Here is a 21,333-nt window from a genome sequence, read left to right as displayed (position 1 = left end):
AGCCAGGCGGCTCCCGGCCGACTGTCGACCGGCTCCGGCGCCGACCGTCCGCGCGGCTACGCGGCGGGCTTCTCCCAGACCGAGACATGCCGGCCGCTCTCGCTGGTGAACGGTTCCCGGGTCCATCCCTCCCAGCGCTCGCACAGGCGCAGCCCGGCGAGCTGAGCCATCAGGTCGAGTTCCGCCGGCCAGACGTAGCGGAACGGGATCGACCGGTACTCACCGTGCCCGTCGACGACCTCGACGTAGTTCGAACTCACCCGCTGAGTGGCCACGTCGTAGGCGTCGAACGCCCATCGCGTCGGGCCGACGTGGAAGGGCACGACGGTCTGTCCCGCAGGGAGCTTTCGCAGTTCGGGGACCATGACCTCGATGACGAACCGGCCACCGGGTTCGAGGTGGGCCGCGACATTGCGGAAGCAGTCCACCTGCGCTGCCTGCGTCGTCAGGTTCATGATCGTGTTGAAGACCAGATAGGCGACGGAGAAGACCCCCTCCACCTTCGTCGTCGCGAAGTCGCCGATCGTCACCCCGATCGTGTCGCCGTCCGGCTTGGCGCGCAGCCGGTCGACCATCGCCCGTGACATGTCGATGCCGTGGACCGGAACTCCCCCGCGTGCCAGCGGCAGCGCGACGCGCCCCGTCCCGATGCCCAGTTCCAGGGCCCGGCCGCCGCCGGCGAGCCCCGCCAGGAAGTCGACCGCCGCCCCCACGACGCCCGGCTCGAACTCCCGCCCCGACGACTCGTCGTAGGTCGCCGCGACGCTCTCCCCGAAATACCCGTCCTCGTCGGTCACAGCGGGACCGTACTGCGGAAGCCGTCTTCGACGCCCGGCAATTTCCGCCGGCCGCTCGTCGCCCCGTCCGGGGGGCGGGTCAGCGGACCTGCTCGGCGAACGCGTCGTAGGCGCGCTCGTCGAAGAGGACGAATCTGACCTCTTCGACCGTCGTACGTGCCTCCCTGACCGTCTCGACCGCGACGCGGGCGGCGTCCTCCGTCGGCCATCGGAAGACACCGGTCGAGATGGCGGGGAACGCGACGGTGCGCGCGCCCAGCTCGTCCGCCACCCGGAGGGACTGCCGGTAGCAGGAAGCAAGGGGCGCGGGGTCGCTGTCCGGGCCCTGCCACACCGGGCCGACGGTGTGGATCACCCAGCGCGCGTCCAGCTCACCGGCCGTGGTGGCGACCGCCTGTCCGGTGGCCAGGCCCTTGCCGTAGTGGGAGGCGCGGAGCTCGCGGCACTCGGCGAGGATGGCGGGGCCGCCCCTGCGGTGGATGGCGCCGTCGACGCCGCCCCCGCCGAGCAGCGAGGAGTTCGCCGCGTTGACGACGGCGTCGACGCTCTGCCGGGTGATGTCGCCCCGCACCAGCGTGATCGTGGTCATGACTGCCTCAGCCTGCGCCATACCGCCTTCGCCGCGTTGTGCCCCGACATGCCGTGGACGCCGGGGCCCGGCGGGGTGGCCGAGGAACAGATGAAGACGGCCGGGTGCGGGGTGCTGTAGGGGAAGAGGGAGAGCCTGGGACGCAGCAGGAGCTGGAGTCCGGCGGCGGCGCCGGACCCGATGTCGCCGCCCACGTAGTTGGCGTTGCGGGCGGCGAGTTCGGGCGGGCCGGCTGTCGCGCGGGCGAGGACACGGTCGCGGAAGCCCGGCGCGAAGCGCTCGAGCTGGCGCTCGATCGCGTCCGTGAGGTCCCCCGTCCAGCCGTTCGGAACGTGTCCGTACGCCCAGAAGACCTGCTTGCCCGCGGGCGCCCGGGAGGGGTCGACGACGCCGGGCTGCACGGTGATCAGGAACGGCGCGTCGGGTGCCCGGCCCTCGCGCGAGGCCGCCCGCAGGGCGCTGCCGATCTCCGCGCGGCTCGCCCCGACCTGCACGGTCCCGGCGGTGCGCGCCTCCTTCGCCGTCCACGGCACGGGGCCGTCGAGCGCGTAGTCGATCTTGAATACGCTCGCTCCGTACCGATACCGCTCGTAGTAGCGGCCGAAGCCGGCGATGCGGGACAGCGCGGTGGGCGAGGTGTCGAAGACGTAGGCGCGCGCGGGCGGCAGATCGTCGAGACGCTTGACCTCGTAGTCCGTGTGGACACTGCCGCCGAGGTCCTTGAGGTACGCGGTGAGCGCGTCGGAGATGGACTGGGAGCCGCCGCGCGCGACGGGCCAGCCGCGGGCGTGCGCGGCGAGGGCGAAGACCAGGCCCACGGCACCGGTCGCGATCCCGTCGAGCGGGGCCATGACATGGGCGACGAGCCCGGAGAACAGCGCCTTGGCCCGCTCGTCCCGGAAGCGGCGCATCAGCCAGGTCGAGGGCGGCAGCCCGACGAGCCCGAAGCGGCCGAGGGTGACCGGGTCGCGGGGCAGCGCGGTCAGGGGCAGCGACATGAAGTCGTGGACCAGCGTGTCCCATTTGGGCAGGAAAGGGGCGACCAGGCGGCGGTACGCACCGGCGTCGCGGGGCCCGAACGAGGCGGCGGTCTCCGCCACGGACCTTGAGAGCACGGCCGCCGTGCCGTCCAAGAACGGGTGCGCCATGGGCAGCTCGGCGTGCAGCCACTCCAAGCCGTACCGCTCCAGGGGCATCGCCCTGAACGCGGGTGAGTTGACGCCCAGCGGGTGGGCCGCCGAACACGGGTCGTGCCGGAAGCCGGGCAGTGTCAGCTCCTCGGTGCGGGCTCCGCCGCCCACGCTGTCGCGCGCCTCGAACACGGCCACGGAGAAGCCGCGGCGGGCCAGCTCCACGGCGGCCGTCAGTCCGTTCGGACCCGCACCCACCACGACCACATCGAGCATCGACGGCACCTTCGGACTCCTTTGTCAGCCGATGGCCACTGGGATCAGGATATGCCGGGGGACTGACAGCCTTCACAGCGCGGGCGATTGGGATACCGCCGCTCCGCGGGCCCGGACTCAAACGATCCCCCGACACAGCGCGCCCGGCCTCCGGCGATTCCCCCGACGCAGGGCCGCCCGGGGTCCGGCGATCCCCCCGGCGCAGGCCGCCCGAACTCCGGCGATTCCCCGACACAGACCCGCCCGAACTTCCTCCATCCCCCCGACGCAGCCCGCCCCGGCTCAGCTTCCGCCCGTCAGCAGCGACACCACCCGGCGGGCCGTGGCCTCGTCGCGGGCCGCCGTGAACGGCATCGTGTTGCCTCCGGTGACGCGGAACGGCTCGCCCGCGAGAGTCAGGTGGGTACCGCCCGCCTCCTCGACCAGGAGCAGGCCGGCCGCGTGGTCCCAGGCGGCCTCCCACGAGAAGGCCGTGGCGTCCAACTCGCCGCGGGCGACGGCCAGGTACTCCAGGCCGGCGGAGCCGCACGGACGGGTGACGACGCCGTCGGCCCACAGACCGACGAGCGCGCGCTTCTGCGCGTCCGTGGTGAAGTCCGGGTGCGAGGTGGCGATGTCGAGGTCGCGGCCGGGCGTGGGCGAGCCGGAACGCAGGGGCACGCCGTCGAGTACGGCGCCCCGGCCGCGTACCGCGGTGGCGAACTCGTCGCGCGCCGGAGCGAACGTCCAGGACGCGCGTACGACGCCGTCCAGCGCGAGCGCGACCAGCGTGCAGAATCCGGGGTCGCCGTGGACGAACTGCCGTGTCCCGTCGACCGGGTCGACGATCCAGACCGGCCCGGCGCCGCGAATCGCGTCGTAGGTCGCCGGATCGGCGTGCACCGCCTCCTCGCCGACCACCACTGAGCCGGGCAGCAGCGCGGTGAGAGCCTCGGTGAGGTACTGCTCGGCCTTGCGGTCGGCGTCCGTCACCAGGTCGTGCGGGCCGGTCTTCTGGTCTATCTCGTGCGCGGCGAGCTGCCGGAAGCGCGGCATGATCTCGGCGGCGGCAGCCTTCCGGACCGCTTCTTCGACGTCGGTCGTACGGCGGGAGAGAAACTCGTCGATGGTTTCGATGTCTACGATCATGACTCCATGACAGCACGCGTCGCTGACAATCCTCACCGGACGGGTGCACTCCGGGTGGATTCACCGTGAATTCCCGGAGCGCGCGGTGACGGAGAGTGTGCGCCGCGCTGGGGTGCGTGGGAGTCGAGGGTACGCGGATCAGCGTCCCACCGCGTACCCCTGCATCCCCCGCGGATTCGCCGCCGCCGACAGCACTCCCGTGTCCGGGTCCCGTGCGACCGCGCACAGCCGGCCCTCCGACCAGGCCTCGCCGACCTGGACGTCGTGCCCGCGGCGGCGCAGCTCCTCGACGACGCCCGCGTCCATGCGCGACTCGACGGTGACGCTGCCGGGATGCATGCCGCGCGGGTAGAAGGAGCCGGGGAAGCTGTCGTTGTGCCAGTTCGGCTCGTCGATCGCGCCCTGGAGGTCGAGGCCGCCGCGCACCTCGGCGCGGAGCGCCACGGACAGGAAGAAGTGCGTCTGCCACTGGTCCTGCTGGTCACCGCCGGGTGTGCCGAACGCCATGACCGGCACTCCGCCGCGCAACGCGAGCGAGGGGGTCAGCGTGGTGCGCGGACGGCGGCCCGGCGTCAGGGAGTTGGGCAGCCCCTCCTCCAGCCAGGCCATCTGGAGCCGGGTGCCGAGCGGGAAGCCCAGTTCGGGCACGACCGGGTTGGACTGCAGCCAGCCGCCGCTGGGCGTGGCCGCGACCATGTTGCCCCAGCGGTCGACGACGTCGAGGTGGCAGGTGTCGCCGCGGGTGCCGCCGTCCGGCGCCACCCCGGGGTCCGTGGCCGCCCGGGTCACCGTGGGTTCGCCCGCCCCCGGCGCCGCGAGCGCGTCGAAGCCCGGCTCGCCGGCGGCCACCACGCGCGCGTGCCCGCTCATCCGTGGCACCCGCCCGCCGGGACTGCCGGGGCTCAGTTCGTAGGAGGCCTTGTCGCCGACGAGCGCGCGCCTGGCGGTGTTGTACGGCTCCGACAGCAGCGCGTCGAGCGGCACCTCGGCCGCGTCCCCGTACCAGGCCTCCCGGTCGGCCATGGCCAGCTTGCAGCCCTCGATCAGGAGGTGGACGTAGTCGGCGGAGCCGTATCGCGGCAGTCGCGGCGGCAGCAGGGCCAACTGCTGGAGCAGGACCGGGCCCTGGCTCCAGGGGCCCGCCTTGCAGAGGGTCCAGCCTCGCCAGTCGTACGTCGCCGGAGCCTCGTAACTCGCGGACCAGGAGGCCAGATCGGCGGCCGTCAACGTGCCGGCGTGGCGCTCGCCGCTGGTGTCCATGGCGGGGCGCCGCGACTGCCGTACGAGCGCCTGGGCGATGAAGCCGGAACGCCACACCTCGCGCGCGGCCTCGATCTGCCGCACCCGCTCCGCCTCCCCGGAGACCCCGGACGCGGCGGACACCTCCGGGTCGTCGGAAACCTCTTCGAGCAGCCGTCGCCAGGTGTCGGCGAGGGCGGGGTTGCGGAACAGTTCGCCGGGGCGGGGCGCTCTGCCGCCCGGCAGGTAGACCTCCGCCGACGAGGTCCACTCCGTCTCGAAGAGCTCGCGCACGGCCTCCACCGTCTCGCCGACGCGCTCCACGGGCGCGTGCCCGTCCTCCGCGTACCCGATGGCGTACTTCAGGACGTCGGCGAGGGACTTCGTCCCGTGGTCGCGCAGGAGCAGCATCCAGGCGTCGAAGGCGCCGGGTACGGCGGCGGCGAGCGGCCCGGTACCGGGTACGAGATCCAGACCGAGTCCCCGGTAGTGGGCGATCGTCGCTCCGGCGGGCGCGACGCCCTGTCCGCACAGCACCCGTACCTCGCTGCCCGCGGGCGCGACGATGATGGGGACCTCGCCCGCGGGTCCGTTGAGGTGTGGTTCGACGACGTGCAGGACGAAGCCGGCGGCGACCGCGGCGTCGTATGCGTTGCCGCCGTCCTCCAGGACGGCCATCGCCGACTGCGAGGCGAGCCAGTGCGTCGAGGACACCATGCCGAAGGTGCCCTGGAGGGTGGGGCGGGTCGTGAACACGGGCACCTCGCTGTTTCGGCACATGGGCCGGACCAGGCTAGTGCTCCGCTGATCGCAGGCCCACGCCCGCGTCCGAACCGGAGTCGGGCAGCCGGGCGAGAAGGGGGTGCGGAGCGATGCCCGAGGAACTCGGACGCGTCAGGCAGGACGCGCTCCGCACCCGGGCCTCAGTGTCACCCGACGCACGACCTCTCTGCAATAGATCCGCTATTGCAGACACCATGCAATAAGGATTCCTCGGCGAACCGCCGAGGGCGCCACCCTGCCGGAATCAATCATCCGAGGCCGGCGTTGCCCCTCGTGGAACGGATACGGAGGCGGATCGGTGCACGGTGAGTACAAGGTCCCGGGCGGCAAGCTCGTCGTGGTCGACCTGGACGTCGAGGGCGGAGTCCTGCGGCACGCGCGCGTGGCGGGCGATTTCTTCCTCGAACCGGACGAGGCGCTGGACGCCGTCGACGACGCGCTGAACGGCGCCCCGGCGGACACCGACGCGGCAGGACTGGCCGCCCGTGTCGACGCCGCCCTGCCCGAGGGGACGGTGATGTACGGCCTGACCTCCGAGGGCATCGCCATCGCCGTACGCAGGGCGCTCGCGCACGCCACGGACTGGACCGACTACGACTGGCAGCTGATCCACGAGGGACCCCAGTCCCCCGCCCTGCACATGGCCTTGGACGAGGTCCTGACCGCCGAGGTCGCCGCGGGCCACCGGCCCCCGACGCTGCGCGTGTGGGAGTGGGCCGCGCCCGCCGTGATCATCGGCAGCTTCCAGTCACTGCGCAACGAGGTCGACCCGGCCGGCGCCGCGCGGCACGGCATCGAGGTCGTACGGCGCATCTCCGGCGGCGGCGCGATGTTCGTGGAACCGGGCAACACCATCACGTACTCGCTCTCCGTGCCCGAGTCCCTCGTCCAGGGGCTGTCGTTCCAGGACAGCTACGCCTACCTCGACGACTGGGTGCTCGGCGACATGGGCGTCAAGGCCTGGTACCAGCCGCTGAACGACATCGCCACGGAGGCCGGGAAGGTCGCGGGCGCCGCGCAGAAGCGGACGGTCGGCCCGGGCGGCGGGCCCGGCGCGGTGCTCCACCACGTGACCATGGCGTACGACATCGACGCCGACAAGATGCTCGAAGTACTGCGCATCGGCCGGGAGAAGCTCTCCGACAAGGGCACGAAGAGCGCGAAGAAGCGGGTGGATCCGCTGCGGCGGCAGACCGGGCTGGCCCGCGAGGCGGTCATCGAGAGGATGACCGACTCGTTCCGTGGCCGGTACGGGCTGTCGGCCGGCAAGGTGACACCCGGGGAGCTGGCGCGCGCTGAGGAACTCGCGCGGACGAAGTTCGGCTCGGCGGAGTGGACCGGCAGGGTGCCGTAACTCCCGCCGTCAGGACGGCCCGCTACAACGCCGGGACCCACGGCGTCGTACCCAGCACGTTCTCCGGGCCGATGTCGAGAGGGTCGTCGAGGCGCACGTTCACGGCGTCCCGCTCCTTGTCCGGCGCGACGCGGAGGTACGTACCGTCCTCGGCCGCCATCCGCCAGAGCAGCCCCGCCTGGGCGGTCTCGCCGGGTCCGAGCGTGAAGGGCTCGGGTTCGCTCCGGTCCGACGCCATGGGCACCTCGTCCGTCCCCTCGGCCGTGCGGACGTCCGGGAACGGTTCGCCCGCCTCGTCCAGGACGGTGACGGAGGGGTAGCCGTCCAGCTCGTACGGCCGCTCGCCGCAGTTGGTCATGGTGAGCGTCATGGACCGCAGCCCCATCGCCCCGTCGACAGGGCCGACCCCGAATCGCAGACCGGACGACGGGCAGCCGCTCGCCGCCTGGACCGGCGGGGACGGTGCGGGCGAGCCGGACTCGGGTGGTTCGACGGCACGTGTCGCGGCCGGGCCGGGCTCGCTCTCCGGACTGGGTCTGCCATCCGGGTGAAGCTCGCGGTCCAGCTCGGTGGAGAGCCCGCAGCCGCTCACGGCCAGCGCCACCAGACAGACGAGGGCCGCTCCACGGGTCGACTTCAGGCGTATCGCGCTCACCCGCCGATCATGGCACGCGGCCCCGACGAGAGGCGCGCCCCCGCAACTCCCTCTGCCCGCGCGCCAGTTCAGCGCGGGAGGACGGACACGGTCCGCATGCCCCGCCGCGGCCCGCGCCGACGCCGGGGGCGCACAGGCCGTCAACAGCGAGTCACTGTCACCACACAGGCACGGAGCGAGTTCGGGCTTCCGCCCCACAGGGAGTCGTGTGACACTGGCGTCCCGTCCGCAGTGCGGGCCATCTCCGCACCGTCCCCCACGAGAAGTGCGCCGTGCGTTCTCTTCCTTTGCCGCTCGCTCTCACCGCGCGTCTGCTGCCGGTCGTCGTGCTCGCCTCGGCGGGCTGGGCGTTGACGACCGGTCCGCTCGCCGCGACCCCGACCGCCGCCGAGGACAAATCGCCGCAGAAGCCGACAGAGTCGTCGTCCGCGCCGTCGACCTCCGCGGCCACCAAGACGTACGCCGCCGCCCCCGCGCCCTGCGACAGCGTGGCCGACAAGACGATCAAGTCGCTGGTCCCGGGCGCCAAGACGGCCGGTCAGGAGATCGCGTCGACCGACAAGTCGGTGCGCCGCACCTGTTCCTGGAACGCCCTGAAGGGGTTCGACTACCGCTGGCTGGACGTCTCGTACGAGGTCAAGGAGTCGGACGCGGCCGCCGAGAAGTCCTACAAGGAGCGCGTCGCGGACAAGAGCGGCGGAGGGGCGGTCCCCGGCGTCGGCGACTCGGGCTATTCCGTCGTGAACCTCACCACCGAGGACAAGCAGCAGACCCGCGAGGGAGTGGTGATCGTGCGAGCCTCCAACGCGCTGGTCCTCATCACGTACAACGGCAGCGACTTCGAGTCGAAGAAGGCACCCAGCGCGGACGTGATCAACAAGGGTGCCATCAGCGCCGCCAAGGAAGCCGTAGCCGCGCTGGAGAAGAAATAGCGCACCGAGCAGGAACCCGCGGGGCAGAGCGGCAATGGCGAGGCTGACCCGATGGGTGCGGCTGACCGGATGGGTGCGGCCGACCGCCGTCAGACGGTCGGCCCCACCCAAGTGGCCCTGAATCAGACAGTCGTCTTCCCCCGCCCTCGCGCCAGCATCAGCGCCAGGTACAGCACCATCGACGTCCCGAGGCCGACCGCCCAGCCGTAGTCGGCGAGCGCGTCCAGTGCCGGGATGGGCCGTCCGTCGATCAGTGGATGGAAGTCGGCGCCGCCGACGGCCAGTACGCCGCCGGTGACGAAGGCGACCACGGCCCGCCAGTTCCAGCCGCCGTCGTACCAGTAGCGGCCGCCCGTGCTGTAGAGGTCGGCGAGGTCGAGCTTGGTGCGGCGCAGGATCCAGTAGTCGGCGATGAGGATGCCGGCGACCGTGCCGAGCAGACCGCCGACGAGACCGAGCCAGGTGAAGATGTAGCCCTGCGGGTCGGAGTACAGCTTCCACGGGAAGATCAGCACGCCGAGCACGCAGGTGACGAGGGCACCGGCCCGGAAACTGATCTTACGGGGCGCGATGTTGGAGAAGTCGAAGGCCGGCGAGACCAGGTTGGCCGCGACGTTCACGGACAGGGTCGCCACCAGAACCGTCACCAGCGCGAAGATGATGCCGAAGACGTTGTCCGTCTTGGCGGCGAGCTGGACCGGGTCCCAGATCGCCTCGCCGTACACCGCCTGGGAACCGGAGGTGACCATCACGGACAGGAAGGCGAAGAGCGTCATCGTGGTGGGAAGGCCGAGCGCCTGCCCCCAGGTCTGCGCCTTCTGGCTCCTGCCGTACCGGGTGAAGTCCGGGATGTTCAGCGACAGCGTGGACCAGAAGCCGATCATGCCCATGAGGGCGGGGGCGAAGAGCGTCCAGAAGTCGGGCCCCCAGCCGAGCTTGGACGGCTGGTCGAGCAACGGTCCGAAGCCGCCCGCCTTGTCGCTCATCCACCACAGCATCACGCCCGCGCCGACGAGCACGAAGGGCGCCGCCCAGTTCTCGAAGCGGCGGATCGTCTCCATGCCCCGGTAGATGATGGCGACCTGGAGCACCCAGAAGATCGCGAAGGACAGCCACATGGTCCAGGCGTAGCCGCCGATGTGGCCGGCGTTCGCCCAGCTGTCGCCGAAGAGCTTCCCGGCGAGGAAGAAGATCGCCTCACCGCCGATCCAGGTCTGGATGCCGAACCAACCGCAGGCCACCAACGCCCTTACGACAGCGGGCAGGTTGGCGCCCCGGACACCGAAGGAGGCACGGGCGAAGACCGGGAACGGAATGCCGTACTTGGGTCCCGCGTGCCCGGTGAGCAGCATCGGGACCAGCACGATCAGGTTGGCCAGCGCGATGGTGAACACGGCCTGTTTCCAGTCCATGCCGACGGCGATCAGACCGGAGGCCAGAGTCCAGGAAGCGGTGTTGTGGGCCATGCCGACCCAGAGCGCCGAGAAGTTGTACGTGGTCCAGGTGCGCTTCTCTATCGGGACCGGCAGCAGGTCCTCGTTGGCGTAGGGACCGCTGGGCACGGGCGCGCCGGGGGCTATCTCCACCCGGCCGTCGGGGAGCGTGACTTGGGCGGCGGGCGGCGGACTGTCGGTGGGGACGGTGTCGGTCATGGGCAGGCCAATCAAGTGAGGAGTGGCGGGAAAGGCCGTGCGGGGCGACTTGGGGGGGGCACCGGGGAAGCGCCCTGATCCCCTTCCCGGGACGGCGGGAAGGGGAGAACGGGGGAATTGCTCGCGGGCCTCAACGGCCCTGCTTCTAGAGTGCGTTGAGGGCGGGGATGACCTTCGTCCCGTAGGCGTCGATGGTGGCCTCCTGCGCGTCGTGCATGTCGTACACCGCGAACTGGTCCACGCCCAGCGCGCGCAGCGCGTTCAGCTTCTCGATGTGCTGCTCGGCGGTGCCGATCAGACAGAACCGGTCGACGATCTCGTCGGGCACGAACTTGGTGTCGGGGTTGTCGCTGCGGCCGTGGTGCGAGTAGTCGTATCCCTCACGGGCCTTGATGTAGTCGGTGAGTTCGTCGGGTACGGCGGCGGAGTGCTCCCCGTACTTGGACACGAGGTCGGCGACGTGGTTGCCGACCATGCCGCCGAACCAGCGGCACTGTTCGCGGGCGTGGGCGAGCGCCTCGGGTGAGTCGTCCGCGGTGATGTAGGCGGGCGCGGCCACACAGATCTTGACGTCGGACGGGTCGCGGCCCGCCTCGGCTGCCGCGTCCTTCACCGTCTTGACCATGTACTCGGTGAGGTACAGGTCGGCGAGCTGGAGGATGAACCCGTCGGCCTCCTCGCCGGTCATCTTCAGGGCCTTGGGTCCGTACGCGGCCATCCAGACCGGGAGTTCGGCGCCGGGCTTGACCCAGGGGAACTTGATGACGGTGCCGCCGAGGTCGGCCTCCTCGCCACGCCCGAGGGCCCGGATGACCTTCATGGCGCCGCTGATGCGGGCCAGGGTGTTGGGCTTGCGTCCGGCGACGCGCATCGCCGAGTCACCGCGTCCGATGCCGCACACCGTGCGGTTGCCGTACATGTCGTTGAGCGTCGCGAAGGTGGAGGCGGTGACCTCCCAGGTACGGGTGCCCGGGTTGGTGACCATCGGGCCGACCGTCAACTTCTCGGTGTTCGCGAGGATCTGACTGTAGATCACGAAGGGTTCCTGCCACAGCACGGCGGAGTCGAAGGTCCAGCCGTACGTGAAGCCGTTGGCCTCGGCCCGCTTCATCAGGTCGATGACGCGGGAGGCGGGTGGGTCTGTCTGCAGGACGAGTCCGAAGTCCATGGCGCCGCTCCTGGTCGCTCAGAGAAGGTACTGACAGGTGGACCGGGGGGTGTAGGCGCCGTGTCCCGCGCGCCCGGTGAACTCCCGCTCGGTGATGACGAGTTCGCCGCGCGAGAGCACCGTCTCGACCCGGCCGGTGACGCGCTTGCCCTCGTACGCCGAGTAGTCGACGTTCATGTGGTGGGTCTCGACCGACATGACCTGCTCGGCGTGCGGGTCGTAGATGACGATGTCGGCGTCGGCGCCCGGCGCGATGGTGCCCTTCTTCGGGTACAGGCCGAACATCCGGGCCGGCGTCGCACAGGCGATCTCGATCCAGCGGCGGCGCGAGATGTGCCCGTCGACGACCGCCTGGTGGAGCAGGTCCATCCGGTTCTCCACACCGGGGAGCCCGTTGGGAATCTTCGAGAAGTCGCCGCGTCCGAGCTCCTTCTGGCCCACGAAGCAGAAGGGGCAGTGGTCGGTGGAGACGACCTGGAGGTCGTTCGTGCGCAGTCCGCGCCACAGGGCCGCCTGATGCTCCTTGGGCCGGAGCGGCGTGCTGCACACGTACTTCGAGCCCTCGAAGTCGGGCTCGGCCAGGTTGTCCGTCGACAGGAACAGGTACTGCGGGCAGGTCTCGCCGAACACGTTCAGGCCCTCGTCGCGCGCCCGGGCCAGCTCGGCGACAGCCTGCTGCGCCGAGACGTGCACGACGTACAGGGGAGCGCCGGCCACCTGCGCGAGCTTGATGGCGCGGTGGGTGGCCTCGGCCTCCAGAAGCGCCTTGCGGACCTCGCCGTGGAAGCGGGGATCGGTCTCCCCCCGCGCGAGCGCCTGCTCGACCAGGACGTCGATCGCGATGCCGTTCTCGGCGTGCATCATGATCAGGCCGCCGTTCTCGGCGGAGCGCTGCATGGCGCGCAGGATCTGGCCGTCGTCGCTGTAGAAGACGCCGGGGTAGGCCATGAACTGCTTGAAGGAGGTGACGCCCTCCTCCACCAGCAGGTCCATCTCCTTGAGCGTCTCCTGGTTGACGTCGGAGACGATCATGTGGAAGGCGTAGTCGATGGCGCACTTGCCGTCGGCCTTGGCGTTCCAGGCGTCGAGGCCCTCGCGCAGGGAGTGGCCCACGCTCTGCACCGCGAAGTCGACGATGGTGGTGGTGCCGCCCCAGGCCGCGGCCCGGGTGCCCGTCTCGAAGGTGTCGGAGGCGAAGGTGCCGCCGAAGGGCAGCTCCATGTGGGTGTGCGCGTCGACACCGCCGGGGATGACGTACTTCCCGGTGGCGTCTATGGCCCGCTCGGCCGTCCACGCGTCGGCCGCCGGGGTGCCGGTCGCGGCGAGGGCGGCGATCCGGCCGTCCTCGATCAGGACGTCGGCGTGGATCTCGTCGGACGCGGTGACGACGAGTCCACCCCTGATGACGGTTCGGCTCATGCTCCCTCTCCTTCCGGTCGTGCGTGCACTGAGGGAATACCGCAGCTGTTAATGGCTGAGGTCAACGCTGTTTCCGCACAACGAAGTCGGTGCCGCGGGCCCGGCCCCCCGTGAGCCGGGCCCGCGGGGTCCGAAGCGGCTACGGAGCCGTCAGCGGCCCGTACGCGCCCGGCGCGCGGTCCCGGTAGAACTGCCACCGGTCGCGCACCTCGCGGAGCTTGGCCAGGTCCAGGTCCCGGACGACGAGCTCCGTCTCCTTGTCGCCGGCCACCTCGCCGACGAACTGGGCTTCCGGGTCCACGAAGTAGGAGGTCCCGTAGAAGTCGTTGTCGCCGTACTCCTCGACGCCCACCCGGTTGATCGCGCCCACGAAGTACTCGTTGGCGACGGCCGCGGCCGGCTGCTCCAGCTGCCACAGGTAGCCGGACAGACCGCGCGAGGTGGCCGAGGGGTTGAAGACGATCTCGGCGCCCGCGAGCCCCAGCGCACGCCAGCCCTCCGGGAAGTGCCGGTCGTAGCAGATGTAGACACCGATCCTCCCGACGGCGGTGTCGAAGACCGGCCAGCCGGAGTTGCCCGGCCGGAAGTAGAACTTCTCCCAGAATCCCGGCACTTGGGGGATGTGGGTCTTGCGGTACTTGCCCAGGTAGGAGCCGTCGGCGTCGATCACCGCCGCGGTGTTGTAGAGGACGCCGGGCTGCTCCTCCTCGTACATCGGCAGGACGAGGACGATGCCCAGTTCCTTGGCCAGCGCCTGGAAGCGCCGGACGATCGGGCCTTCGGGGATCTGCTCGGCGTACGCGTAGAACGCCTTGTCCTGGACCTGGCAGAAGTACGGTCCGTAGAACAGCTCCTGGAAGCACAGGACCTGTGCGCCCTGCGCGGCCGCGTCGCGGGCCGCCTGCTCGTGGACCTGGATCATCGACTCCTTGTCGCCGGTCCACGCGGTCTGGAAGACAGCGGCTCGGATCACTCTGCTCATCGGGACCTCCGGTCGCTCGGTGTGCGAGGAGCCTAGGAAGTCCTGGGGCCGGGGTTGAGTTGCACCGTGTCACGTCTGCGGACGCCGGGCGTTGCACCGTGTCACCCCGGCCCGTACGCGGGTGTTTCCCGCACTTTTCCACGGCGTTTCACCTCTGTTGGGCGTCGTGCGCGAGCAGCGCGATGTGGACGGAGGCGGCCTGCTCGAAGTCGTCGAGGTCGACGCCGAGCCGGGCCTCTATGGCCTCCAGCCGGCGATAGAGCGCGGGCCTGCTGACATGGTGGAGCTGCGCGGTGCGCGACTTGTTGCGGCCGGTCGCGAGATACGTCCGCAGCACGGGCAGCAGCTCCGCCTCGGCGTCGGCACCGCACAGCAGCCCGTCCAACTCCCGCTCGGCGAAGGACTGTACGTGCGGGTCGTCGCGCAACAGCCGCACCAGGCCGCGCAGATGGACGTCACGCAGCCGCACGAGCACCGGCTGGTCCAGCCCGGCGGGCGCGTCGGCGGCGGCCTCGGCGACGTGCAGGGCCTCGCGCAGGCCCGCGCACACGTCGTCCCAGTCGGTACGGGGGGAAGCGGCGGCCACGGTCGCGGGAGCCCCGGTCTCGTGCCGCAGCCGTGCGGCGAGGTGCGTGGTCAGCGCCTCCGCGTCCTGGTCCCTGGCGAGGCTGAGCAGCACGGCGGTGGCCCCGTCCGCGAGCTCGGCGACCAGCCCGGGAAGCCCCAGCAGCCTGAGTACGCGGTCGAGTTGGGCCGGGTCGCCGTCCCGCACCACCAGCGGCACGAACGTGCGCCGGTTGACGGGCAGCCCGGCCGCCCGCGCCCTGGGCAACAGCTGCCTGGCCGGTACGACACCGCTCACCAGATCGGTCAGCAGGCTCTGCGCGGACTGCTCCTCCCAGGTGTGCGTGGAGCCGCCGAGCATCCGGTGCAGGACCAGCGCCTCGGCGGCCCGGTCGGCGAGCAGCCGCCCGGTGGCGGCCTCACCCCGGTGGCCGCACAGCACGATCCGGCCCCAGCGTTCGCCGCGCCCACCCAGCTCCGCCCTGATCCACCCGTCGCCCTCGCTGCCGCCCGCCTGGCGGGAGATGCGCTCCCAGTCGCGCAGCACGTCGTCCACGGCGGACCGCTCCCCCGCCGTGGCGAGGACCCGGTGGGCGAGGTTGGTGACGACGACGGGACAGGCGGCGTGCCCGGCGATCTCGTCGAGCATCCGTTGCAGCGGCGCTCCCGAGGTGATGAGTCCGGTCAGCGCGGTCCGTACCGCCTCGGACAGGCTCACCGCCGCGAACTTGCTCCGCATCAGCCGGGACTGGACCTCCTCCGTCAACTCGGCGAAGGGGAAGGGCCGGTGGAGCACCACCATCGGCAGCCCGCACCGCTCGGCCGCCCTGCGCATCACGTCCGGCGGCGTGGGGAAGGCCCGGCCGAGTCCGAGGACGACGGCCGCGGCCTCCGCGCGGTGCAGTGAGCGGATGTACTCGGCCTGCGCCTCCGGGTCGCCCGCGAGCAGCACTCCGGTGGTGAGCACCATCTCGCCGCCCGTGAGCATCACACCGACGTCGGCGGCCTCGGCGACGTGCACCCAGCGCACGGGCCGGTCGAGATGGCTCGCGCCGGCCACCACCTCGGGCTCTCCGGCGAGCACCCGGTCCATGGTGAGGACCTGGCGTACCGAGAGGGCTGGTTCCAGGGCGGTGGTCATGGCGGCGTTCCCTTACTCGGTCCTACGGGGTGAGACACCTCAGCGCGCGCTCGAGGATCGCCGCGCCCTCCTCCGCCTCCGCGACGGTGAGGGTCAGCGGCGGAGCGATCCGCAGCACGCTGGTGTTGTGACCGCCGCCCTTGCCGATCAACAGGCCTTCCGCGCGGGCCGCTTCGAGCACGGCCGCGGCGCCTTCGGGATGCGCCTCGTCCGTGCCGGGCCTGACCAGCTCGATGCCGATCATCAACCCGCGGCCCCGGACCTCCCGTACGCCGTCCAGTCGCGCGGTGATCGCCCGCAGCCGCTCGATGAGCAGACCGCCGACGCGCCGGGCGTTGCCCTGGAGGTCGTGTTCGAGGAGGTACGAGAGGTTCGCCAGGCCCGCCGCCATCGTGACCGGCGAGCCGCCGAAGGTCGAAATGGAGTTGGAGTCCAGGCAGTTCATGATCTCGGCGCGCGCCACGACGCCGCCGACGGACATGCCGTTGCCGATGCCCTTGGCGAAGGTGAGCATGTCCGGCGGGCCGGAGGCCGCGTGCGCCTGCCAGCCCCAGAAGTGCTCGCCCGTCCGCCCCCAGCCGGTCTGTACCTCGTCGGAGATCCAGAGGATGCCGCGCTCCTTGAGCACCTCGCGGAAGGCCGCGAACAGACCGTCGGGCGGTGCCGTGAAACCGCCGACTCCCTGGATGGGCTCGGCGATCAGGGCGGCGGGCGGCCGCACATGACCGAGCAGGTCCTCCAGGTCGGCGACGCAGGCAGCGATGAACTCGGCGTCGCTGAGAGCGGCGTACGGGCCGCGGGTGCGGACGCCGCCGTGGACGTACAGTGTCTGGAGCGGCGAGAGCGAGGTCGGCGACCAGCCCTTGTTGCCGGTGATGCCGACCGTGGTGAAGGAACGGCCGTGGTAGCTGTTGCGCATCGCCAGGATCTGGTTGCTGCGGCGGTGGGCGGTGGCGAGCAGCAGGGCCGTGTCGTTGGCCTCCGTGCCGGAGGTCGTGAAGAAGACGCGCGCGTCCGGGATGCCGGACAACTGGGCGATGCGCTCGGCGAGTTCGACCATCTGGCGGTTGAGGTACAGCGTGGAGGAGTGGATGATCCGCCCCGCCTGCTCGCTCACCGCCTTCGTCACCTCGGGCAGCGCGTGCGCGGTCATCGTGGTGAGGATGCCGCCGAAGAAGTCGAGGTACTTGTTGCCCTTGGCGTCCCAGACGTGCCGGCCCTCGCCGTGGGTGATCTCGATCGGGTCCTCGTAGTAGAGGGCCAGCCAGTCGGGCAGGACGGCCTGGTGGCGTGCGTAGAGGTCGGTCACGGCCGCACCAGCCCCTCGTACGCGTCGGGGCGCCGGTCGCGGTAGAACGCCCACTGCTGGCGCACTTCCTCGATCAGGTCGAAGTCGAGATCGCGGACGACGAGTTCCTCGGTCTTGTCGCTCGCCGTCTCGCCGACGAACTGCCCGCGCGGGTCGACGAAGTACGACGTGCCGTAGAAGTCGTTGTCCCCGTACTCCTCCTGCCCGACCCGGTTGATCGCGGCGATGAAGTACTCGTTGGCGACGGCCGCGGCGGGCTGCTCCAGCTGCCAGAGGTGGGAGGAGAGGCCGCGGGAGGTCGCCGACGGGTTGTAGACGAGCTGGGCGCCGTTGAGACCGAGCTGCCGCCAGCCCTCGGGGAAGTGGCGGTCGTAGCAGATGTAGACGCCGACGCGGCCCACCGCGGTGTCGAAGACGGGCCAGCCCAGGTTCCCCGGCTTGAAGTAGTACTTCTCCCAGAAGCCCTTGACCTGGGGGATGTGGTGCTTGCGGTACTTGCCGAGGTAGCTGCCGTCGGCGTCGATCACCGCCGCGGTGTTGAAGTAGAAGCCGGACTGCTCGACCTCGAAGACGGGCACGACGATGACCATGCCGGTCTCGCGCGCGAGCTCCTTCATCCGGGTGACGGTGGGCCCGTCGGGCACGGGCTCCGCCCAGCTGTAGTGCTCGGGTTCCTGGACCTGGCAGAAGTAGGGGGCGTTGAAGACTTCCTGGAAGCCGATGATCTTGGCGCCCTGCCGGGCCGCCTCGCGGGCGTGCTCCTCATGCTTGGCGACCATGGATGCGGTGTCGCCGGTCCAGGTGGCCTGGACGAGAGCGGCGCGTACGACGTTGGCCATGAGCTGCTCCTTCGACAGGGATGTCAGAGAGCTTCTACGCCCGTAGACAAAGGCGGTAGAGGCTCGAAAGTAAGCCCACTGAACAGCGTTGCCAAGACCATCGTCGTTAACCCGCTGAGTCGATCACGTTTCGCACCCCTTGTGGGTGAGCGCGCCGGACCGGTCAGGCGGTGAACCCGGCGACCCGCAGGGCGTGCACGACATCCCGGTGCCGCTCCTCGGACACCCCCTTCGCGGCCTCCAGAAGGAGCGGCACCAGCCGCTGTGGATCCGCTTCCGCGCTACGGGCCGACTCCTCCGGGGTGCGCATCCGCACGTACGCGCCGAGGAGCGCGCGGATCTCCCGGTGGCGGGCCTGCTCGGTGAGACGCAGTACGGCGGCGCCGATCTCCGGCGCGGGCCGGGAGACGCCCTGGCGCAGCATCTGCTGCCCGTCGGCGGTGCGGCCTGCCGCGACGAGCGCGTCGGCGGCGGCGACCAGCCGGTCGGCGGGCAGCGACGCGGCCTCCCAGAGCAGGGTGGCCCAGTCGGCGTCGAGGCCGGCGCGGTGCAGTTCGGCGGCGAGCAGCGGGAACCGGGCGGCCGGCCAGCCCGCGGCTTCCACGAGCACGGCGTGCGCCTCGCCGCTACGGCGCTCGTTCCGGAGCCGGACCAGCCTTCCCACCGTCTCGACGGTGTCCCGCCGGGTGTCGTCGTCCAGCGGCACCCGCCGCGGCGGCTCCCCCTCCGCGGCGACTCCCGCGAAACGGGCCCCACGGGGAGTACGACGGCCTTTCGCGGCCCGTGCGGGCACGGCGGGCACCCCCGTCTCCGGGACGCCCCCGGCAGCCGCCTCCGCCTCCGGCTCCAACATTCCGGCGAAACGGGCACTGCCTCGGGTACGGCGCTTCGAGCGCTGCTTGGCGGTGGGGGGCGCGGGGTCCTCGGCCGGGGGCTCGGGGCCGTCGGACTCCGCGGCGGGTTCGCGGGAGGTGCCGGCCTGGGCGGCGGAGGCGTGTACGCCGTCGCGCCGCGCGGGGTCGGCGCGGCGACCGTCGTCGAGACGGGGCCCGTCGTCGGGGCGGGGGGTGGGGGCGTAAGCGGCGGCGCGGCGGCCGTCGTCGAGGCGGGGCCCGTCGTCGGGGCGGGCGATGGTGGCGTACACGGCGTCGCGGTGGGCTTGCGCGCCCGGGCCGGCGCCGTCAGTGGCGTACGCGCCTTCGCGCCGGAAGTACGCGTCTGGGCCGGCGCCGTCACTGGCGTACCCGGCGTCGTGCTGCGAGTGACCGCCCGTGCCGGGGGCGTACGCGGCTTCGTGCTGGTCGTGCGGGGCGTGCGCATTCGGGTTCCCGGCGGCGGGAGTGTTCGTGGTGGAGCCGTACGCGTCGGCGCGGGAGGCCGCCCGGTCGGCGTCCTGGGTCCCGGGATCGGCGGACGGCGACCGCGGCCCCGCCTGCTCCGGGACCCTCGAGCGGCGCCGAGCCGCCCGCCCGGATCCCAGCACCCCGCGACTCGCCTCGGAGGGCCGCTCCCCGTCCCCCTGCCGGACAACGGCCGGGCCGGACGGCTGTTCCGCGCCGTCCCGGCCCGCCTGGTTCCCGGAGCCGCCGGAACCGGTCGTGAAGTCCAGGGCACTCCGGTCGAGGCTCTCCATTCGGCGGCGGATCTCCGCGCAGCGTGCGGTGGCGCGTTCGTGGTCGTCGTGGGCCCAGGCGAGGTCGAGGCGGATCGACTCGACGTCCTGCCGGGAGCCGGCCGAGCGGAGCAGCCGGTTCAGCTCCGCCTGGCGCTCGGCGGCGTAGCGCTGTTCGCGGAGAACGACGTCGAGGCGGTCGCTGAGCGCGTCGCGACCGCCGGGCCTGGCGTCGTACGCGGCGAGCGAGGCACCGTGCAGGGCGCGGGCCCGCTCGCTCTCCTGGGCGGCGGCACGGTCTCCGTACTCGGCCGCGACATCCTGGAGGAGCGCCTCCACGACATCCCACGGCGGCACCTCCCACCCGCCGAGGCAGGCCCGCATGCCGTCCGGATCACGCTGCCAGAAAACTCCGCACCAACCACCGCCCTGGTCGAGCCGTTCCATCAGCGCGTTCAGAAACCCAGCGAACTCCCCCACCTGCAACGGGAGTTGTTCCACAGCCATCACACAACTCCCGCCAGACTGGAGTGTTCTGATCCGGTAGAAAACACCCTCCGTGTTACGGAACGGCTACGAGGAGTTTTCGGACCGGACGCAGAGTGCTGTGACCTCAAGGGGAGTTGAGGCGATTTCCCGGTCTGCCCGGGCATCCGATGCCAGGTGGCGACGGCGGACGGGTCACACCACGGCCGGCACGCACTCCCCCGCGAGTTCGTCCATGGACAGCCCGAGCGCACGGGCGAGCGCCGCCACGGTGAAGAAGGCGGGAGTGGGCGCCCGTCCGGTCTCGATCTTGCGGAGCGTCTCGGCGGAGATCCCGGCGTGCGCCGCGACCTGCGCCATGCTCCGCCCACCGCGAGCCTCACGCAGCAGCCGCCCGAGCCGCTCGCCGCGCTCGTGCTCTTCGGGGGTCAAGGGGTTACGCACCATGCCCCCATTCTAATCCCGGTATAGTAATTGGCATGGTGGAACTGAAGACGGACACGTCGATCGACGAGATGTACGAGGCGGGCCAGGTGGTCGGCCGGGCCCTGACAGCGGTGCGGGAGGCCTCCGACGTGGGCGTCTCACTCCTGGAACTGGACGAGATCGCACACCAGGTCCTGCGCGACGCGGGCGCGGGCTCCCCCTTCCTCGACTACCACCCCTCGTTCGCGCCCGTCCCGTTCCCCGCGGTCATCTGCGCCTCCGTGAACGACGCCATCGTGCACGGCATCCCCACCGGCTACCGGCTGCGCGACGGCGACCTGGTCTCCATCGACTTCGGCGCCGAACTGGGCGGCTGGGTGGGCGACTCGGCGATCAGCTTCACCGTCGGGACGCCGCGCGCCGCCGACGTACGCCTCATCGAGGCAGCCGAGCGCGCCCTCGCGGCGGGCATCGAGGCCGCCGTGGTCGGCAACCGCATCGGGGACATCGCGCACGCCATCGGCACGGTGTGCCGCACCGCGGGGTACGGCATCCCGGAGGGCTTCGGCGGCCACGGGGTGGGCCGCCGTATGCACGAGGACCCGCCCGTCCCGAACGAAGGCCGCCCCGGCCGCGGGCTCCCGCTGCGCCACGGCATGGTCATCGCCATCGAGCCCATGCTCATCGGCGGCGGCACCGACGGCTTCCACGCGGCCCCCGACGGCTGGACCCTCCGCACGAACGACCACTCCCGCGCGGCCCACGCGGAACACACCGTGGCGATCACGGACGCGGGCCCCCGCATCCTGACGGCGCGCTGAGGGCGGTCGCGACAGCGGGGCGGGCGCCGAC

General features: G+C 71.5%; 18 protein-coding genes. 3 read left to right on the top strand and 15 right to left on the bottom strand.

Annotated features, from left to right (window positions below; all coding sequences use genetic code 11):
* Positions 1–56 precede the first annotated feature (56 nt).
* The 5 genes from ACIBLC_RS02450 to ACIBLC_RS02430 all read right to left on the bottom strand — a co-directional run bounded on the left by ACIBLC_RS02450 (position 57) and on the right by ACIBLC_RS02430 (position 5,915).
* A complete protein-coding gene (locus ACIBLC_RS02450) occupies positions 57–797 on the bottom strand; it encodes a class I SAM-dependent DNA methyltransferase (RefSeq protein WP_399208742.1) in 741 nt (246 codons plus the stop codon).
* A gap of 79 nt (positions 798–876) precedes the next feature.
* Positions 877–1,386 carry an O-acetyl-ADP-ribose deacetylase gene (locus ACIBLC_RS02445; RefSeq protein WP_399208740.1) on the bottom strand — a complete coding sequence of 170 codons (510 nt, stop codon included), beginning with the start codon at positions 1,384–1,386 and terminating at the stop codon, positions 877–879.
* Positions 1,383–2,792, bottom strand: a complete 1,410-nt coding sequence (locus tag ACIBLC_RS02440) for a phytoene desaturase family protein (protein ID WP_399209260.1) — start codon at positions 2,790–2,792, stop codon at positions 1,383–1,385. Before ACIBLC_RS02440 ends, ACIBLC_RS02445 begins: the two co-directional genes overlap by 4 nt.
* 282 nt (positions 2,793–3,074) lie before the next feature.
* Positions 3,075–3,920: an inositol monophosphatase family protein gene (locus ACIBLC_RS02435; protein ID WP_399208739.1), complete on the bottom strand. Its 846-nt coding sequence runs from the start codon at positions 3,918–3,920 to the stop codon at positions 3,075–3,077.
* 138 nt (positions 3,921–4,058) lie between these two features.
* Positions 4,059–5,915 (bottom strand): gamma-glutamyltransferase family protein, encoded by a 1,857-nt coding sequence (locus ACIBLC_RS02430; RefSeq protein ID WP_399209259.1) that lies wholly within the window; start codon positions 5,913–5,915, stop codon positions 4,059–4,061.
* A 325-nt stretch (positions 5,916–6,240) separates the two neighbouring features.
* Between ACIBLC_RS02430 and ACIBLC_RS02425 the strand changes: the two genes are divergently transcribed.
* Complete coding sequence (locus ACIBLC_RS02425) at positions 6,241–7,296, top strand: biotin/lipoate A/B protein ligase family protein (RefSeq protein WP_399208738.1); 1,056 nt, start codon at positions 6,241–6,243, stop codon at positions 7,294–7,296.
* Between the two features lie 22 nt (positions 7,297–7,318).
* Here the strand turns inward: ACIBLC_RS02425 and ACIBLC_RS02420 are convergent, their stop codons facing one another.
* Entirely contained in the window at positions 7,319–7,951 is a 633-nt protein-coding gene (locus ACIBLC_RS02420; protein WP_399208737.1) for a DUF4232 domain-containing protein, read from the bottom strand.
* A 272-nt stretch (positions 7,952–8,223) separates the two neighbouring features.
* On the opposite strand from ACIBLC_RS02420, the gene ACIBLC_RS02415 reads away from it, so the two are divergent.
* The gene (locus ACIBLC_RS02415; protein WP_399208736.1) at positions 8,224–8,883 is read left to right on the top strand and encodes a hypothetical protein; all 660 of its coding nucleotides are present in this window, start codon (positions 8,224–8,226) and stop codon (positions 8,881–8,883) included.
* A 122-nt stretch (positions 8,884–9,005) separates the two neighbouring features.
* Here the strand turns inward: ACIBLC_RS02415 and ACIBLC_RS02410 are convergent, their stop codons facing one another.
* The 9 genes from ACIBLC_RS02410 to ACIBLC_RS02370 form a co-directional block, all read right to left on the bottom strand.
* Positions 9,006–10,535 (bottom strand): NCS1 family nucleobase:cation symporter-1, encoded by a 1,530-nt coding sequence (locus tag ACIBLC_RS02410; protein ID WP_399208735.1) that lies wholly within the window; start codon positions 10,533–10,535, stop codon positions 9,006–9,008.
* A gap of 145 nt (positions 10,536–10,680) precedes the next feature.
* Positions 10,681–11,703 carry a TIGR03842 family LLM class F420-dependent oxidoreductase gene (locus ACIBLC_RS02405; protein WP_399208734.1) on the bottom strand — a complete coding sequence of 341 codons (1,023 nt, stop codon included), beginning with the start codon at positions 11,701–11,703 and terminating at the stop codon, positions 10,681–10,683.
* A gap of 18 nt (positions 11,704–11,721) precedes the next feature.
* Positions 11,722–13,122 (bottom strand): dihydropyrimidinase, encoded by a 1,401-nt coding sequence (gene hydA, locus ACIBLC_RS02400; RefSeq protein WP_399208733.1) that lies wholly within the window; start codon positions 13,120–13,122, stop codon positions 11,722–11,724.
* 139 nt (positions 13,123–13,261) lie between these two features.
* Positions 13,262–14,104: a nitrilase-related carbon-nitrogen hydrolase gene (locus tag ACIBLC_RS02395; RefSeq protein WP_399208732.1), complete on the bottom strand. Its 843-nt coding sequence runs from the start codon at positions 14,102–14,104 to the stop codon at positions 13,262–13,264.
* A gap of 148 nt (positions 14,105–14,252) precedes the next feature.
* A complete protein-coding gene (locus ACIBLC_RS02390) occupies positions 14,253–15,809 on the bottom strand; it encodes a PucR family transcriptional regulator (RefSeq protein WP_399208731.1) in 1,557 nt (518 codons plus the stop codon).
* 22 nt (positions 15,810–15,831) lie between these two features.
* On the bottom strand, positions 15,832–17,118 hold the full coding sequence (locus ACIBLC_RS02385; RefSeq protein WP_399208730.1) for an aspartate aminotransferase family protein: 1,287 nt from the start codon (positions 17,116–17,118) through the stop codon (positions 15,832–15,834).
* The gene (locus ACIBLC_RS02380) at positions 17,115–17,957 is read right to left on the bottom strand and encodes a nitrilase-related carbon-nitrogen hydrolase (protein ID WP_399208729.1); all 843 of its coding nucleotides are present in this window, start codon (positions 17,955–17,957) and stop codon (positions 17,115–17,117) included. The genes ACIBLC_RS02385 and ACIBLC_RS02380 overlap by 4 nt, the downstream gene beginning before the upstream one ends.
* 163 nt (positions 17,958–18,120) lie before the next feature.
* Positions 18,121–20,076, bottom strand: coding sequence for a hypothetical protein (locus ACIBLC_RS02375; protein ID WP_399208728.1), 1,956 nt, complete (start codon positions 20,074–20,076; stop codon positions 18,121–18,123).
* A 174-nt stretch (positions 20,077–20,250) separates the two neighbouring features.
* Positions 20,251–20,502: a helix-turn-helix domain-containing protein gene (locus tag ACIBLC_RS02370; protein WP_399208727.1), complete on the bottom strand. Its 252-nt coding sequence runs from the start codon at positions 20,500–20,502 to the stop codon at positions 20,251–20,253.
* 32 nt (positions 20,503–20,534) lie between these two features.
* Here ACIBLC_RS02370 and map point away from each other — a divergent pair, with 32 nt between their 5' ends.
* Positions 20,535–21,302, top strand: a complete 768-nt coding sequence (map, locus tag ACIBLC_RS02365; protein ID WP_399208726.1) for a type I methionyl aminopeptidase — start codon at positions 20,535–20,537, stop codon at positions 21,300–21,302.
* The last annotated feature ends 31 nt before the right edge of the window (positions 21,303–21,333 follow it).

The organism is Streptomyces sp. NPDC050535 (assembly GCF_044457665.1).
GTDB lineage: Bacteria > Actinomycetota > Actinomycetes > Streptomycetales > Streptomycetaceae > Streptomyces.
Note: the sequence above shows the minus strand (reverse complement) of the source record. Positions and strands in the feature narration are given on the sequence as shown.